The organism is Mycolicibacterium diernhoferi (assembly GCF_019456655.1).
GTDB lineage: Bacteria > Actinomycetota > Actinomycetes > Mycobacteriales > Mycobacteriaceae > Mycobacterium > Mycobacterium diernhoferi.
In genome coordinates this window covers 3,300,834-3,315,630 of sequence record NZ_CP080332.1, presented here as the reverse complement: position 1 = coordinate 3,315,630, position 14,797 = coordinate 3,300,834, and the positions used below count along the sequence as shown (strand labels likewise).

13 protein-coding genes are annotated in these 14,797 nt (G+C 67.3%); 4 read left to right on the top strand and 9 right to left on the bottom strand.

From position 1 onward, the window contains the following. Positions 1 to 1,332 (bottom strand): glycosyltransferase, encoded by a 1,332-nt coding sequence (locus K0O62_RS15740; protein ID WP_073858700.1) that lies wholly within the window; start codon positions 1,330 to 1,332, stop codon positions 1 to 3. Then, positions 1,332 to 1,952, bottom strand: a complete 621-nt coding sequence (locus K0O62_RS15735; protein WP_073858699.1) for a TetR/AcrR family transcriptional regulator — start codon at positions 1,950 to 1,952, stop codon at positions 1,332 to 1,334. The genes K0O62_RS15740 and K0O62_RS15735 overlap by 1 nt, the downstream gene beginning before the upstream one ends. 212 nt (positions 1,953 to 2,164) lie before the next feature. On the opposite strand from K0O62_RS15735, the gene K0O62_RS15730 reads away from it, so the two are divergent. The 3 genes from K0O62_RS15730 (at position 2,165) to K0O62_RS15720 (ending at position 5,961) form a co-directional block, all read left to right on the top strand. Beyond that, complete coding sequence (locus K0O62_RS15730) at positions 2,165 to 3,565, top strand: NAD(P)/FAD-dependent oxidoreductase (protein WP_073858698.1); 1,401 nt, start codon at positions 2,165 to 2,167, stop codon at positions 3,563 to 3,565. 11 nt (positions 3,566 to 3,576) lie between these two features. After that, positions 3,577 to 5,034, top strand: a complete 1,458-nt coding sequence (locus tag K0O62_RS15725; protein WP_073858745.1) for an aminobutyraldehyde dehydrogenase — start codon at positions 3,577 to 3,579, stop codon at positions 5,032 to 5,034. 231 nt (positions 5,035 to 5,265) lie between these two features. Next, positions 5,266 to 5,961: a PAS and ANTAR domain-containing protein gene (locus tag K0O62_RS15720; RefSeq protein WP_073858697.1), complete on the top strand. Its 696-nt coding sequence runs from the start codon at positions 5,266 to 5,268 to the stop codon at positions 5,959 to 5,961. 24 nt (positions 5,962 to 5,985) lie between these two features. Here the strand turns inward: K0O62_RS15720 and K0O62_RS15715 are convergent, their stop codons facing one another. The 4 genes from K0O62_RS15715 to K0O62_RS15700 form a co-directional block, all read right to left on the bottom strand. Further along, positions 5,986 to 6,429: a hypothetical protein gene (locus tag K0O62_RS15715; protein ID WP_073858696.1), complete on the bottom strand. Its 444-nt coding sequence runs from the start codon at positions 6,427 to 6,429 to the stop codon at positions 5,986 to 5,988. A 155-nt stretch (positions 6,430 to 6,584) separates the two neighbouring features. Next, a complete protein-coding gene (locus K0O62_RS15710; RefSeq protein WP_073858695.1) occupies positions 6,585 to 7,580 on the bottom strand; it encodes an esterase family protein in 996 nt (331 codons plus the stop codon). Between the two features lie 193 nt (positions 7,581 to 7,773). Continuing rightward, entirely contained in the window at positions 7,774 to 9,183 is a 1,410-nt protein-coding gene (locus K0O62_RS15705) for a mechanosensitive ion channel family protein (protein ID WP_073858744.1), read from the bottom strand. Beyond that, on the bottom strand, positions 9,180 to 11,351 hold the full coding sequence (locus K0O62_RS15700) for an adenylate/guanylate cyclase domain-containing protein (protein WP_073858694.1): 2,172 nt from the start codon (positions 11,349 to 11,351) through the stop codon (positions 9,180 to 9,182). Before K0O62_RS15700 ends, K0O62_RS15705 begins: the two co-directional genes overlap by 4 nt. A 108-nt stretch (positions 11,352 to 11,459) precedes the next feature. Between K0O62_RS15700 and K0O62_RS15695 the strand changes: the two genes are divergently transcribed. After that, on the top strand, positions 11,460 to 12,770 hold the full coding sequence (locus tag K0O62_RS15695; RefSeq protein WP_097933785.1) for an NAD(P)/FAD-dependent oxidoreductase: 1,311 nt from the start codon (positions 11,460 to 11,462) through the stop codon (positions 12,768 to 12,770). Here the strand turns inward: K0O62_RS15695 and K0O62_RS15690 are convergent. Genes K0O62_RS15690 through K0O62_RS15680 form a run of 3 tightly spaced genes read right to left on the bottom strand, consistent with a single transcriptional unit; the run spans position 12,767 to position 14,733 of the window. Continuing rightward, positions 12,767 to 14,041: an alpha-amylase family glycosyl hydrolase gene (locus K0O62_RS15690; protein WP_073858692.1), complete on the bottom strand. Its 1,275-nt coding sequence runs from the start codon at positions 14,039 to 14,041 to the stop codon at positions 12,767 to 12,769. The two genes, K0O62_RS15695 and K0O62_RS15690, sit on opposite strands and share 4 nt — an antisense overlap. Continuing rightward, complete coding sequence (locus K0O62_RS15685; RefSeq protein ID WP_073858691.1) at positions 14,038 to 14,517, bottom strand: nucleoside deaminase; 480 nt, start codon at positions 14,515 to 14,517, stop codon at positions 14,038 to 14,040. The genes K0O62_RS15690 and K0O62_RS15685 overlap by 4 nt, the downstream gene beginning before the upstream one ends. A gap of 9 nt (positions 14,518 to 14,526) precedes the next feature. Next, positions 14,527 to 14,733 carry a hypothetical protein gene (locus tag K0O62_RS15680; RefSeq protein WP_131817455.1) on the bottom strand — a complete coding sequence of 69 codons (207 nt, stop codon included), beginning with the start codon at positions 14,731 to 14,733 and terminating at the stop codon, positions 14,527 to 14,529. Positions 14,734 to 14,797 lie beyond the last annotated feature (64 nt).

Here is a 14,797-nt window from a genome sequence, read left to right as displayed (position 1 = left end):
TCAGTCTGCGGCGCGCTGGTCTGCCAGGCCCACGCGTTCGATGACGTCGGCCGCCCGGCCCAGCCCGTCACGTTCCCGGACGGCGGTTCCGATGTCGGAAACCCGTTGCCGCAGATCGTCATCGGCGAGGATGCGGTCCAGGGCGCCGGTGAGTTCCTCGTCGGCGAAGTGGTAGGTGGCCAGCCGCGCACCGAGGTTCAGTTCGTGGACACGCTGGGCGTTCTCGTACTGGTCCCAGAACAGCGGAAGCACGATCAGCGGCTTACCGAAATGCAGGGCCTCGGTGGTGGTGTTGTTGCCGCCGTGCGAGATCACCACGTCGACCAGGGGGATGATCCGGGTCTGCGGCAGCATCTGCGCCCCGACCATGTTGTCGGCGAGGGTGAGCTTGTCGGCCTGCGGGCCCATGCTGACGATGAACCGGTGCCGGGTCTTGCCGAGGATGTCGATCAACCGTTGCATGAGCGCGACGTCGGCCCCGCCGAGAGAGCCCAGCGACAGATAGATCAATGCACTGTCGGCTGGGCGATCGGCCATCGCGGCGGGCAGTTCATAGTCCTCGTCGGTCTCCCGGACGCTGGAATCGATCCGGGTCCACGACGGGTCCAGCGGACGCTGGTCGACGTAGTCGGCCTCGGCCGGATAGACGTAGAGGGTGGCCGCATTGTCGCGGGGCATGAACTCCAGGTCCGGCAGCGGGGCGCCGCCCTGGGCGCGCACCCAGGCGTCGAAGTCCTCCCACATCGGCCGCAGGGCACGGTCGAACTCGTCCCGGTAGGCCTGCCAGTCTGAGCGGTCGGCGCTGGGCAGACCCGAGAACGGCGGCGGCACATCGGGTCCCGGCACCTCAAGTGGGCTGCACGACATGACCCGGACGAACGGCTTGCCCGCGGTGGTCAGCGCGGGGAACAGCACGACGTTGTCCTCGACGATGACATCGGGCTGGTGTTCGGCGATGATCTCGCGCAGCCGCGGCTCGCAGTACTTCGCACCGTCGATGAGTGCCTGATAGGTCGGTTTGATGAATGACTCGAGCTGGTCGAAGGTCGACTTGGCGAACTCGGGTGCGGTCTCGGCGATGAAGTCGGTCCAGAACTGGCCGGCGTCGGCGTCCTCGTCGCCCGCGGCCGGCTCGGCGAGGTCGACGAGTTCTTCGATGAAACCGAAGGGCGCGATCTTGCCGGCCCAGGAGGACTCCGCCGCGAAGACGATGGTGTGCCCGCGTTCCCGGAGCTTGGCTGCGACGCCGATGCACTGGTTGGTGGGCCCGTAGGCGGACTCCGGCCAGAACATGATGGTCAGTGTCCGGTCGTTGGGAACGGCGTCGGTCATCATTGCGTCCTTTCGCCGTGGTCACGGCGGGGCAGGGGGTGGCCGGTTGCCACCCGCGCGTAGTCGAGGATCAGTTCGGTGGATGCGTCGGCGTCCAGGCTCGGATGACGGGCCACCATGCGGTAGCCGTAGGCGTCCTCCAATGCCACGATGTTTCGGGCGATGGTCAGTGACGGTGAACTCAGTGCGAAGACGCCCTGCGCGGCGCCGGATTCCAGGATCACCTGATACATCGCGACCTGGCGGTCGAACAGTGCGGTGAGCAGCACAGCGTAGGTGGGGTAACGTCCGGCGGCCCCGCCGAGTTCACACAGCAGCTTGACGGCCGGATCGTCGGAATCGACCGGCAAACCCGACTCGATGGTCAGCACCAGGCGCCGGTCGGGTTCGGCGATCCCTTCGATGCGGCGTAGACGTTCGTCGTAGAACCGCTCCATACCCGCGCGGTTGGCTTCGATCAGCAGCGTCTGGACATCGGGGAAGTGGTAGAGGACCGCGCCCGAGGTGAGGCCGGCCTCGGCTGCCACCTGATTGAGCTGCACGTCGGCGCCGTGTTTCATCACCGCACGCTGGGCGGCGTCGAGCAGATTCGCGCGCCGTTCGGTGCGGCTCACCGCCATCGCTTCCTCCTCCGACCATGTCGGGTGTCACTGTGCCAAAGATCCGGTCATGCAGCCAGTAGAAATTTGAACAGTTACTCAGGTTTTACATATGCACGTCGTTTGACGTGGGAAGTTACGTGTTGCCTTCTTTGAAGCTCGGTGCAACTATCGTCGTGTCATCCGTCGCTGCCCGACGGCATCCCGACGTTGAACCACGATGGAGCCCCACCATGACATCCAGCCACCACCTGCAGGACGAGCTGCGCGATGCCCAACCTCGTCCCGTGTGGTGGGAGGGTGTGCACACCGGCCCACAGACCGAACCGCTGCGCGGACGGGTGAGCGCCGATCTCGTCATCGTCGGCGGCGGGTACACCGGCCTGTGGGCGGCGATCGAGGCACTCACCGAGCATCCCGGCCGCAGGGTCGTCATCCTCGAACAGTCGTGGGTGGGTGCGGCGGCCTCGGGCCGCAACGGCGGATTCGTCTCGGAGTCGCTCACCCACGGCATCGCCCACGGTGAGGCGATGTGGCCGGATGAACTCACCGAACTCCAACGGCTTGGCCGGGAGAATGTCGCACAGATCGCAGAATTCCTGCAGCGCAACAACATCGACGCTGATCTGCGGATGGTCGGCAAGACGACCCTGGCCCGGACCCCGCACGAGGTCGAGGCGCTGCGCAACGCCGTGGCGAGCTACCTCCGCCACGGTGAGGACGTCGAGTTCCTCGACCGCGACCAGGTCCGCGCCGATATCCACACCAGCGCCTTCCTTGCCGGGCTGCGCATCCGGGGTGGCGGGCTGGTGGACCCGATGGCCCTGGTGCTGGGAATGCGCAGGGTCGCCGAGGAGATGGGGGCCCGGATCTTCGAGGGCACCGCGGCGACCGGAATCACCCGCACCGGCGGCAATCTCACGGTGCGCAGCGCCCACGGCGAGGTGGACGCCTCGCACGTCGTACTCGCCTCCAACGCGTACCGCCCGCTGCTGCGGCGGCTCGGTAACTGGATCCTGCCGGTGTACGACTACGTGCTCGCGACCGCACCGCTCACCGCGGACCAGGTGGCCTCGATCGGCTGGACGCAGAACCAGGGGCTCACCGACGCCGGAAACCAGTTCCACTACTTCCGCCGCACCCGCGATGACCGGATCGTGTGGGGCGGATACGACGCGATCTACCACTACGGCAACGCCGTGGCGCCCGAACTGGAACTGCGCGACCGATCCCACCGGCTGCTGGCACAGCACTTCCGGGAGACGTTCCCGCAACTGGCGGAGGTGCCGTTCACCCACCGTTGGGGCGGCGTCATCGATACCACCAGCAGGTTCACCCCGATCTTCGGCACCGCATTCGGCGGCCGGCTGGCCTATGCGGTCGGATTCACCGGCCTCGGGGTGGCATCCACGCGCTTCGGTGCCCGGGTGGCGCTCGATCTGCTGACCGGACGCGAGACCGAACGGACCCGGCTCAAAGCCGTCACCGGCACAGCGGTGCCGTTCCCGCCCGAACCGCTGCGCTGGCCGGCGGTCGAGTTGACCCGTGCGGCGCTGGCCCGCGAAGACGAAACCGGCCGTAGGGGAATCCTTTTGCGCACACTCGACCGCTTCGGTGTGGGCTTCAACAGTTGAGGAGTATGCGCATGACCGCAGGACGATTCCATCGGGGTGAACGAGTCGCCGGTTCCGGCACCGAGCGGATCCTGATCGATCCGGCGACCGGGGAACCGACGGCCACCCTCGTGGAGGCGACCGTCGAAGAGGCCGAACAGGCCGTCACCGCCGCGGCGGAGGCCTTCCCGGACTGGTCGCGGCGCACGGCGGGGGAACGGGCCCGGATCCTGTTGCGCTGGGCCGATCTCATCGACGCGCACGCCGCCGAGCTCACCGCGATCGAGGTGGCCGAAACCGGCAAGCCCGTAGCCGTCTTCCGGGACGGCGAACTTCCCTTCGGCACAGACAATCTGAGGTTCTTCGCCGGTGCCGGACGCTCGCTGGAGGAGACCGGCGCGGGCCTGCTCAGCGAGGGGTACACCTCCATGATCGTGCGCAGGCCGGTGGGGCCGGTGGTGGGGATCGCGCCGTGGAACTTCCCGATGATCATGGGGCTGTGGAAGATCGGGCCTGCCCTGGCCGCAGGCAACACCATCGTCATCAAACCCGCACCGACGACACCGACGAGCACGCTCTACATCGCCCAGCTGGCCGTCGAGGCCGGCATTCCGCCGGGCGTGCTGGAGGTGGTGACCGGCGACCAGACTGTCGGTGAGGCGCTGGTCGCCGATGAGCGCGTGCAACTCGTCTCCATCACCGGCTCCACGCGTGCCGGACGTCAGGTGATGTCGACCGCCTCGCTGCGCGGTGCGCGGGTGCATCTCGAACTCGGCGGAAAGGCACCGTGTCTGGTGTTCGAGGACGCCCATCTCGATGACGCGGCGCACGGTATCGCGATGGGCGCGACGTACAACTCCGGGCAGGACTGCACTGCGGCAACCCGGGTGTATGCACACGAGTCGATCGTCGATGACCTCGTCGACCGCCTCGCCGCCGCGTTCGGCGCGATCCGGGTCGGCGACCCGCACGATCCGTCGACCGATATCGGTCCGCTGATCGGCGCCGAACATCGCACCCGGGTCCACGGTTTCGTCGAGCGCGCCGTCGCGGCGGGCGCCACGGTCCGTGCCGGCGGTGTGCTCCCGGACGGTCCGGGCGCCTATTACCCGCCCACCCTGATCACCGGTGCCGAGCAGTCTTCCGAGATCGTCCAGGATGAGGTTTTCGGGCCGGTGCTGGTGGTTCTGCCGTTCCACGACGAGGCGGAGGCGGTCCGGCTGGCCAACGACTCCCGTTACGGTCTGGCATCCTCGGTCTGGACCTCCGATGTGGCGCGCGCGCTGCGCACCGCGCACGCCATCGAGGCCGGTGTGACGTGGGTCAACGACCACCTGCCGATCGCGTCAGAGGCGCCGCACGGCGGAGTGAAGGCCAGTGGGTTCGGGAAGGACATGAGCCAGGCCGCGGTGGCCGAGTACACCGTGGCGCGGCACATCATGGTCAAGCACGCACCGCGTGCTGCGCACGACTCCTTTCGTCCTTCCTGAAAACCGCTCGATCCGAACGGGGTTGTCGTTGAGTGGTTACGGCGTTTCCGCTCGGTCAGGTTTACTTCGCCGCGTGCCGGGGACTCCTTCTGCAGGCGGTTTTGTCGGTCGGCTGCGCTGGTCTCCGCCAGGTGGACTCGCCAGAGGGCGCAGTCGCGTTAAGCAACAGCGGGACCCTGAGTCCACCGCTCACCGCGGTTCGGGCGCCCCGATCCGCTACTGTTTGCTGTCGTGGGCGCGGGTGACGCAGTCGAGGTGACACCGGTAGAGCAGGCACTGGCGGGTGGCATTCCGCAGCGCGTCGGCTGGTACCGGTTCTACTTTGCCGACGAACGGTGGGAGTGGTCACCGGAAGTCGAGATCATGCACGGGTACGAGCCCGGCACCGCTGCGCCGACCACCCAGATGGTGCTCGGGCACAAGCATTCCGAGGACCGCGAGCAGGTCGCCGCGACCTTGGGGCAGATTCTGGTGACACACAGGGCTTTCTGCACGCGGCATCGGATCATCACTGTCGCAGGGGAGATCCGCGAGGTCCTGGTCGTCAGCCAGCCGATCAAGGACGACCACGGGGTCGTCGGGACCCACGGGTTCTACATCGATGTCACCCCGGGACGCGAGAAGTTGATCAGCGCGGCCGTCGCCGAGATCACCGATCAGCGCGCCGTCATCGAGCAGGCCAAAGGGGTTCTGAGCGTGGTGTACCGCATCGACGCGGACGCCGCGTTCGATCTGTTGCGGTGGCGATCGCAGGAGAGCAACGTCAAGCTCCGTGCCCTCGCCGAGCAGTTGATGTCGGATTTCAGGTGTGTCGGTGGAGGGCAACAGCTTCCCGACCGGGAGACGTTCGACAACCTGCTCATGACGGCGCACCTGCGGATCGCAGCATCCGAGGCCCGGACCGGCGACGACGCATCCGGGGCGTGACGCCCGGCGGGCATGACCGGTGAGCTACCGCGCCCGGTCCAGCCACCGCGCGATCCGCGGTTCGAACACGGCCAGCAGTACGGCGGCGGCCAACCAGACCACGGACAACACCACGGTGGTGTTCCACGCGTCGAATGAGTAGCCCTCGTCGTCTTCGGTGTGGAAGTAGGGACCGATGACACCGAACTGGATCGCCGGGGCGACGGCTATCGAGAACGCCAATCCGGTGGTGGCCCCGAATGCGCCGCGCAGCAACCAGGCACGCGGGGTGCGGCCGGTCGGCGCGGGATGATGGTGGGCCAGCAGGATCAACAGCAACATCAGCCCGATGACGACCGCCAGCACATCCCAGTCCTCACCGGCGAAGATGAAGGCGACGGCACCACCGACGGTGGCCAGCGCGAGTGCGCCGGGATCGACACGATGCTGGACGTGCAGGGCCGGGGCCGGCTCGTCATCGGCTGACATCGGCTCACTGTAAGGCTGCCGCCGATGATGCACCGGTGAACCATCGGCCGGTGGGTTTCCTTTTCGTCCGATGGCTGATCCTGCGCACAAAAGCAGGAAGCCTGCCGTTCGGGGGAGACGGCAGGCTTCCTGGGTTTTGGTGATTCAGACGCGCACTAGGCGTCGCCCTGAGCTCCGAGCACGCGCTGGATGTCCGGCTTCATCATCTGGAGCTGCTGGCCCCAGTAGCCCCAGCTGTGGGTGCCGGCGGCCGGGAAGTTGAACACACCGTTGGTGCCACCGGCCGCGATGTACTTGTCGCGGAAGCTGACGTTGGTGCGCAGCGTGAAGCCCTCCAGGAACTGCGCGGCCATCAGGTTGCCGACGTTGCCCTGCACGTCCAGTTCCGACGGGGTGCCGGTGCCGCAGTAGATCCACACCCGGGTGTTGTTGGCGACCAGCTGGTTGACGTTGACCATCGGGTCGTTGCGCCGCCACGCGGGATCCGAGGACGGGCCCCACATGCTCTCGGCGTTGAAGCCGCCGGCATCATTCATGGCCAGCCCGATCAGCATCGGCCACCATCCCTCGGACGGGTTCAGGAAGCCGGAAAGCGATGCAGCATAGATGAACTGCTGCGGGTGGTGGATCGCGTAGTTCAGCGATGCGCTTCCGGCCATGGACAGACCGACAACCGCGTTGCCGACGCGCGACACGCCCTTGGTGGCCTCCAGGTAGGCGGGCAGTTCCTGGGTCAGGAACGTCTCCCACTTGTAGGTGTAGTTCTGGCCGTTGCCCTTCGAGGGCTGGTACCAGTCGGCGTAGAAGCTGGACTGGCCACCGACCGGCATGATCACCGACAGGCCCGAGTCGTGGTACCACTCGAAGGCCGCGGTGTTGATGTCCCAGCCGTTGTAATCGTCCTGGGCGCGCAGACCGTCGAGCAGGTAGACCGCGTGCGGTCCGCCGCCCTGGAACTGCACCCGGATGTTGCGGTTCATCGACTGGGAGAACACGTCGAGGTACTCGACGGGCAGGCCCGGGCGCGAGAACGCTCCAGCGGTCGCCGAACCCCCGGCGAAGCCGATCAGCCCGGGCAGCACCAGGACCGAAGCGGCCAACACCGCCGCCCTGCGTAGCAATCCGCCACGGATATTTCTGATGAACTTCATAACGGCAACCAACCCACCTTTCTTCACGTGTTAAGCAATCGCCGTTGCTTTCTTCGTGAGGTAGTTGACCATGCACCACACCAGTCACACGCGTAACAGCGCGGCGCGCCCAGATCGCGGGTTGCTAACGATTGCGACTCGGGGTTGAGACCCTGTCGGCCGCTACCCGAACCCCGTGCCAGGGGTTTCGCCGTTACTGGGCGGAGTCCACCGCGGCCAGCACGCGCCGCGTCGTCTCCCGGCGTTCCTCGATCGCACGGCCGATCTCGTGCAGCAGCGCCGGCTTGCGCATGACGAGGGCCTCGAGCTGATCGCGTTCGATCTGCAGCACGGTGGTCTCGTCGAGCGCGTGCGCGCCGGCGAGCACCGGTTCCCGCGTCAGCGTCGTCTGGCCGAGGAAATCGCCGGACTCCAACGTGCCGACGACCACCACCGAACCGTCCTCCCGGCGGCTGACGACCCGGATCCGGCCGCCCACCACGAACGTCATCCTGGCCGGCACCTCGCCCTGAACCTGCACCGTCTCATCGGTTCCGTACCGGGTCACCCGGATATGCGGGGCGATCTCGGCGAGCTCACTCGGGTTGAGTCGCAGTGAGGTGGCCACCACGCGCATCGCATCGGCGACCCGTTCGGGACCGGCGAAGTCATCCTCGGCCTCGTCGAGATGCAGCTCGGCACGCCGCGACGCGTACCAGATCCAGCGCAGGAAGGTCGCGCGGGCCGCCCCGGCGTCGGCCGGCGACCGCAGCGGGATCGTCGTCTTGTACTCCTGCCCGCCCACGGCAACCGCTTTCGCAGTGGCGTCGGGCCGCACCTGCGGCAGGGTGCCCGCCACCCGGGCCAGCATCGCGCACACCTCGTCGGGCGCATCCTGCAGCCCGAAGACGCTGGTGACAGAAATGGAATACGCATCGGCCGGTCGGCTGAGATTGGTGAACGACGCCGCCGCCAGCACCGAGTTGGGCATGATCTGCAGACCGCCGCCACCGGTGTCGATATGGGTTGCCCGCCAGTTCACTTCGACCACCCGGCCGCGCGCCGACGGGGTGTCCAGCCAGTCGCCGAGCTGGAAGGGCTGCTCGAACAACAGCAGCAGACCGGACACGATCTGGCCGACCGCGTTCTGCAGTGCCAGGCCGAGCACGATCGAGGTGACGCCGAGCGCGGTGAACAGTCCGCCCACATCGGCGCCCCACACGTAGGACAGGATCAGCGCCAGGCCGATCGCGATGACGACGAAGCGGGTCACGTCCAGGAAGATCGACGGAATCCGCTTGCGCCAGGAGCCTTCTGGCGCTCCTTGGAACAGCGTGGCGTTGAACCCGGACAGCAGCAGGATCAGCACCATGAAGCCGAACGCGGTGGCGATCACCCGCACCGGGGTGGCCTCGGCGGACACCTCGTTGGCCTTGACCAACAACAGCAGCAGCGCGCCGAGCGGCACGATGAAGTTGCGCACCAGCCCGACTGCACCGGCCAGTCCACTTCCGCGCCGTATCAGGGCATTACGGATCTCGGTCAACACGATCAGGGCGACGGGCAGCCCGAGCGACACCCCGAGGGCCCAGTAGAACCAGGGCGTGTCCAGCAGGTCGCTCATGCCCGGTGCTCCGACAGGCGCCATACCGGCTCGGTACGACCCGACACATCGACCGCGTCGACCGGAGCGAACTGCCGGGTGTCGTTCATCGCGTCATAGACCCGCGAGGTCACGTACACGCCGGGTTGCGGCGAACCGCTCTGCACGCTGTTGGCCAGATCGACTGTGGAGCCCCACATGTCGTAGGCCAGGCTGGAACGCCCGATGAGCCCGCTGGTGACCGTGCCGGTGTCGATGCCCGCCCGCAACTTGAGCCGGTTACCGGTTTCACTGTTGAAACGATCGATGATGCGCTGCATCTCGATGGCGAAGTCCACGGTGCGCCGCACATTGTCCAACCGGGGCACGCTCACCCCGCAGCTGGCCAGATAGCCGTTGTGCAAGGTGCGGACCTTCTCCACGCCCAGACTCTCGGCCGCCGCATCGAATTGCCGGACCAGCCGGTTGACCAGTTCCAGACCTTCGCCGGCGCTCAGATCCGCGGCCAGTTCGTCCATGCCGGAGATACCGGCGTAGATCACCGTGACGTTCTGATGATCCTGGGCGATGGTCTCCTCGCCTTCGCGATACCGAGCCACCACCTGCTCTGGCATCAGCGACAGCAACAGCCGGTTGTTCTCCTGACGCTGCTCGTTGAGCAGGTCCTCCTTGATCGCGAGGTTGCGGCTCATATCGTTGAAAGCGACGGTGAGATCACCGAATTCGTCCTTGGAGTGGACCGGTACCGTGACCCCGTAGTCCCCGGAACTGATCTGCTGGGCGCCGGCTTCCAGGCGCCGGATCGGCCGGATGAACAACCGGGCCAACAGCATCGCGGCGATCGAGACGAGGAAGATCATCGCCGCCGTCGACAGCACCAGGTTGCGGGTGAACGACGACACCGGCGCGAAGGCTTCCTCGGTGTCGATATTGGCGATGATCACCCAATCCAGGCCGGGAAGGTCGACCGGCGCATAGGCCTGCAGCGCCTCATGGGCCAGGTAGTCCTCTTCGATGATGGTGCCGGTCTGGCCCTTCAACGCCCGGCGGGTGGCCTCGTCGCTGACCGGCTGCATCAGGATGTTGGTGCCCGCCTGCAGCGACTGCCTCGCGACATCCGGCGGGGTTCCGGCTTCGACGGCCCGCGTCTCGAACTCCTCGGGATCCTCCTCGAACAGCCGAGAGTTGGATCGCATCAGGCCATCCGGCCCGACCAGGAATGTTTCCCCGGTCTCACCCATGCCGGCCTCTTCCCACTTGCCTTCCATCGTCATGATCCGGTTGACCCCGGCGGTGGGGAACTGCAGCGCCAGCACACCGTCGATGCGGCCATTCGCGCCGATGGGGGAGATCATCCAGGCGGTCGGTGCGGCCGACGGCTGGTAGTTGCTGAAGTCGGTGACGCCCACGTAGTCGACGACGTTGGTCTCCAGCGCCTTGCGGTAGGCATCGGTCAGGTCGCCGCCGCTGTACGGCCCGGACAGGATGTTGGTGCCCAGATCGGCCGCCTTATAGGCGGAGTACACCACGTTGCCCCGGGTATCGAGCAGCAGGGCGTCCTCGAATTTGAACCGGTGCACGATCTGCCGGAAGAAATCGTTGAACCGGGCGTTGGCCGCCGACCACGGGCTGCCGTCCCGCGCGTCGTCGACCTTGATCGCGTCGTTCCAGTCCGGGTACGGGGCCATGTAGTGGGCCTGCAGGTACTTCTGCGCGTTCGACGTGGGCAGCATGCCCCGGACGTCGACTTCCTGGCCGGTGGCCTCGCTGGTGATCTCGGCGTACTCCGTCTGGTAATAGTCGACGATCGCCTTCTCCTGCGCCGGGGTGATGGTGGCGTCGGCGAGCTGGTCGAATCCGGCGGTGAACGCGCGGGCCGCTTCGATGGCGGTGGAGCCGCGGGTGTAGATCACGAGGGACTCGCGCAAATAACGGAACTCCGCCTCCAGCTGACGGGTCTGCGCCGAGAGCACCTCGTCGAGCCGGTTGAACGCCGCGTCCCGCAACGAACTCCGGCCCGACTGGTAGCCGATGAAGCCGACAACCAACGCCGAAAGGACGCTGGTGGCCAACAACATGACCAGCAATTTGGATTGGATGCTCATCCGGGACAGCGTGCGGCGGCGCCTGCGCGGTGAGTCCGCGGTGGGGGGCGCGACCTCGGGGCCGGATTCAGTTGTCGTCGTCATCAGTCGGGGAGCTTAACCTGGCCGGGCTGATTTGGCGCTCTGCTTAGCAAACATGGCATCGCCCGCCTCCGGATTGCGGCTAGTCTAGGAGCGATGCGCGCGGATCGTATGAAGGTGCTCATCATCGGCGGCGGCTTCGGCGGCCTGTTCTGTGCCCGTCGACTCGGTCGCGCCGATGTGGACGTCACTCTGCTCGATCGTGCTGCCGGGCATCTCTTTCAGCCGCTGCTCTATCAGTGCGCCACCGGGACGCTGAGCATCGGGCACATCAGCCGGTCTCTGCGGGAAGAACTTTCGCGGCACCGCAACGTGCGGACACTGCTCGGCGAGGCGGTCCGGTTGGACCCCGACACCCGCACCGTGACAGCCATGCGCCCGGACGAGACCACCTTCTCGTTGGACTACGACGTACTCGTGCTCGCCGCGGGGATGAAGCAGTCCTACTTCGGCAACGAGCATTTCGCCGAGTGGGCGCCGGGGATGAAGACCCTCGATGACGCACTGTGCATCCGGCAGCGGCTGTTCACCGCGTTCGAGATCGCCGAGACGCTGGCACCCGGACCGGAGCGGGACAGTTGGCTGACGTTCGCGGTCGCCGGGGGCGGACCGACCGGCGTGGAGATCGCCGGCCAGATCCGCGAGGTCGCAACCCGCACTCTGGCCAACGAGTTTCACAGCATCGCACCCGAGGATGCCCGGGTGCTGCTGTTCGACGGCGGTGACCGGGTGCTCAAGAGTTTCGCACCGGGCCTGGCCGGCAAGGCCGTCCGCACGCTGCAGAACCTCGGCGTCGAACTGCACATGGGTGTGCACGTGACCGACGTCGGCCGCGACGGGGTCACCGTGACGCCCAAGGCCGGCGGACCGGCGGAGCAGTACGCCGCGCGGACGGTGCTGTGGACCGCCGGCGTGGAGGCGGTGCCGTTCGCACGCCATGTGGCCGAGGTGCTCGGTGCCGACGCCGACCACTCCGGGCGCATCATGGTCGCTCCCGACCTGTCGGTGCCCGGGCGCTCGGAGATCTTCGTGGTCGGCGATCTCGTCGGCAGCGGAGATCTGCCCGGGGTCGCAGAGAACGCCATGCAGGGCGGGCTGCATGTGGCCGCCTGTGTGCGCCGCGACCTCGACGGTAAGCCGCGCCGCCGTTACCGATACCGCGATCTGGGGTCGGCGGCCTACATCAGCCGGGGTAACGCGCTGCTGCAGATCGGTCCGATCCGCATCGCCGGGTTCCTGGGCTGGCTGGGATGGGGGTTCATCCACATCGCGTTTCTCACCGGCGTGCGCAACCGCATCAGTACGGTGGCGACCTGGCTGGCCACCATCGCCCGCGCCGGCCGCTACCACCGGGCCTTCATGCTGGGCGACCGCGGTGTATCCGAGCAGCCCTACACCTGGTCCAAGGACGATTCGCGCTAGTCGACGATCACCCAGCCGTGCGGCGGAACGACGAGCTGCTGCACCCGGTCGACCGGCGGGGCACCCGACCCGGCGATGACCCGACCCGCCGCCGGTAGGTCCGCGTTCATCGGTGCGTCGCCGATGTTGAGCGCCACCACCAGGGAATCCGTCCCGGTTCCGGTCCGGTAGACGTAGCCGGTGTTGCTCAGCTGCAGCGCTTCGGTGGTCGCGGTGTGCAGCCATGCGTTGCGGCGGCGCAGCCCGATCAGGTACTGATGCAGCGACAGGGTGTCGTCGGGGCCGTCGGGCCGGGACCCGAACTCCGGCCGGACCGCGTCATCCCCACCGGCGCGCTCCTCCTTGACGCCGCGCCACGCCCACTCGTCACCGGCGTAGATGCTCGGTGTCCCGCCGGTGGTGAGCAACAGCACCAGTGCATGCTCGACGTGGCGGATGTCGGTCAGCTGGCTGGCGATCCTGCTGACGTCGTGGTTGCCGATGAAGGTGAGCGGTACGAAGGTCTGCAGAAATGTGTTGTGCCGCTGCAGTGCCCAGTCGAGCTCGTGGAAGTTGCCGTCGTTGAGGCTGCTCCAGATCGCCTTCCACAATTCGTACTGGGTGACCGAGTCCAGCCCGCCGGCTTGCACCTGGGTGGGGTAGTCGCCGTGGATGATCTCGCCGACGAACCAGGCCTGCGGGTGACGGCCGCGTACCTGCGGAAGTACCTTCGCCCAGAACGACGACGGCACCGCGTACGCCGCGTCCAGCCGCCAGCCGTCGGCGCCCCGGCTCAGCCAGTGGTCCATGACCTCAACGGTGTAGGCCACCACATCGGGGTTGGCGTGGTTGAGTGCGATCAGCTCACCATGACCCTCGAAGGTGGCGAATCCGTTGCGGCCGCGGCGAAACCATTCTCCGGATCCGCTGTGCAGGGCGTCGCGGTAGCGGGGGAAGTCGGTGCCGACATGGTTGAAGACACCGTCGAGCAGCACCCGCAGCCCGCGCCGGCGGCATTCTTCGATCAGCCGGTCGAAGTCGGCGTCGGTACCCAACCGAGGGTCGATACGCCGGTGGTCGGTGGTGTCGTAACCGTGTGTGCGCGAGGCGAACACCGGGCCCAGCGCCAGACCGGAGGCGCCGAGCTCGACCGCGTGGTCCAGCCAGTCGATGATGCGCAGCAGCCGATGCTGGTCCTCGGTCGGCGCGGACTGCGCCGGGAAGGCGCCCACGAAACCGAGGGGGTAGATATGCCACCAGATCACGTGACGCACCCAGTCCGGATCGGTCACGGGCGGAACTTCGCTTCGTACAGGGCACGCATCTCGTTCTCGAGATCCGGTGCCGGACCGTCGGTGACGAGACCGGGCGCGACGACGCCGATGGGCAACGGCGCGACGGGGGAGGTGGGCGTGCCCCACTGGGCGCACCATCGGCCGAGCTGTTCGGAGGAGGCGGCGTACACGATGCGTCCGAGCCCGACCCAGGCGTGCGCGGCCGAGCACATCGGGCAGTGCTCACCGGAGGTGTAGACGGTGGCGGCGGCGCGCTGTCCCGGTGTCAGGTGCTCAGCGGCCCACCGGGCGATGGCGAATTCGGGATGCTGGGTCGCATCGCCGTCCTTGACCCGGTTGTGGTCGGCGAACAGGACGGCGCCGTTCTCATCGACCAACAGAGAGCCGAACGGCTCGTCACCGCCGTCGAGCGCAGTGCGGGCGAGTCCGACGCAGCGACGCAGATGGTCGAGGTCCTCGTCGCTGATCGCCACACCGGCAGTCTACGCGGGCATTCGGTTCAAGCCCGGTGGCTCGATGTCGGCAGATGGTGCCGCCCCCCAGCACCACGCCGCGTAGGCGGCCGCGACGGCGATCGCCTCGACATCGCGGTCATTGCCGCCCGCCGAGCGCACCGGGTCCTCGACGGCACCCCGGATCATCCGGACGAGGGCGAATAAGGGTTCTTCTGCATGGCGTTCGCGCGTCATCGGGCGTCCTCTCCACAGCGGACGGCGGCACATCACCCAAGATTGTGCGAGCCCCCCGTTACCG

Bases quoted from the DNA above. Each gene is read 5' to 3' on its own strand.
- K0O62_RS15740 (WP_073858700.1), bottom strand. From the start codon at position 1,332: ATGACCGACGCCGTTCCCAACGACCGGACACTGACCATCATGTTCTGG.
- K0O62_RS15735 (WP_073858699.1), bottom strand. From the start codon at position 1,952: ATGGCGGTGAGCCGCACCGAACGGCGCGCGAATCTGCTCGACGCCGCC.
- K0O62_RS15730 (WP_073858698.1), top strand. From the start codon at position 2,165: ATGACATCCAGCCACCACCTGCAGGACGAGCTGCGCGATGCCCAACCT.
- K0O62_RS15725 (WP_073858745.1), top strand. From the start codon at position 3,577: ATGACCGCAGGACGATTCCATCGGGGTGAACGAGTCGCCGGTTCCGGC.
- K0O62_RS15715 (WP_073858696.1), bottom strand. From the start codon at position 6,429: ATGTCAGCCGATGACGAGCCGGCCCCGGCCCTGCACGTCCAGCATCGT.
- K0O62_RS15710 (WP_073858695.1), bottom strand. From the start codon at position 7,580: ATGAAGTTCATCAGAAATATCCGTGGCGGATTGCTACGCAGGGCGGCG.
- K0O62_RS15705 (WP_073858744.1), bottom strand. From the start codon at position 9,183: ATGAGCGACCTGCTGGACACGCCCTGGTTCTACTGGGCCCTCGGGGTG.
- K0O62_RS15700 (WP_073858694.1), bottom strand. From the start codon at position 11,351: ATGACGACGACAACTGAATCCGGCCCCGAGGTCGCGCCCCCCACCGCG.
- K0O62_RS15695 (WP_097933785.1), top strand. From the start codon at position 11,460: ATGAAGGTGCTCATCATCGGCGGCGGCTTCGGCGGCCTGTTCTGTGCC.
- K0O62_RS15680 (WP_131817455.1), bottom strand. From the start codon at position 14,733: ATGACGCGCGAACGCCATGCAGAAGAACCCTTATTCGCCCTCGTCCGG.